This window comes from Bartonella sp. MR168JLCBS, from assembly GCF_042194175.1.
This window is the reverse complement of sequence record NZ_JBHIMP010000563.1, coordinates 1-579: the sequence shown is the minus strand read 5'-3', so window position 1 is coordinate 579 and position 579 is coordinate 1. Positions and strand designations below refer to the sequence as shown.

The following is a 579-nucleotide window of genomic DNA, read 5'->3' as shown; positions in this document are numbered from 1 at the left end:
TGATGATGATGAGTCACAAAAATAGTCTGAAGCGTCCAATTACGGCGTTTTAGAACGCTACAAATAGCTTTGCTTTCAGGTGCGTCAATTGCAGCTGTGTAGCCGCTTCTTTCATCATGAATGAGTACACCAAAATTATCTTCTCGACAGATAAATTGCTCAATTAACACTTATTCCCTCCGTGAACAGTGTGCAATGATAAATCTACAAAATAATTTGTATCAATAAATGCAAAATATTTAAGAATCGAATTTTTCCTCTTCTTTCAAAAGATCCTTTGAATGTTTAAGTATAACGGGCATCTGTGTAAACATGAAGAAAATTGTTATAGGTATGATACCAAACACTTTAAAGCTAGTCCAAAAATTATCGCTAAAATTGCGCCAAATGACTTCATTCAAAACAGCAAGAAAAATGAAAAAAAATGCCCAACGATAAGTAAGTTTTTGCCACCCCAAATCATCAAGTTTAAAAGTAGAATCAAAAACATAACGCAAAAGTGGTTTCTTAAAAAACATACCACTAAAGAGAATAAGAGCGAATAAGCTATTAATGATTGTCGGTTTCATCTTGATAAAA

Annotated in this window: 1 protein-coding gene and 1 pseudogene; both read right to left on the bottom strand. The window is 32.8% G+C overall.

Annotation, left to right across the window (positions count from 1 at the left end; translation table 11 throughout):
• Positions 1 to 170, bottom strand: a pseudogene (locus ACFIK8_RS12680) (hydroxyacylglutathione hydrolase); the annotation flags it as partial.
• 69 nt (positions 171 to 239) lie between these two features.
• On the bottom strand, positions 240 to 579 hold a 340-nt coding region (locus tag ACFIK8_RS12675), incomplete at its 5' end, for a septation protein IspZ (protein ID WP_375669627.1).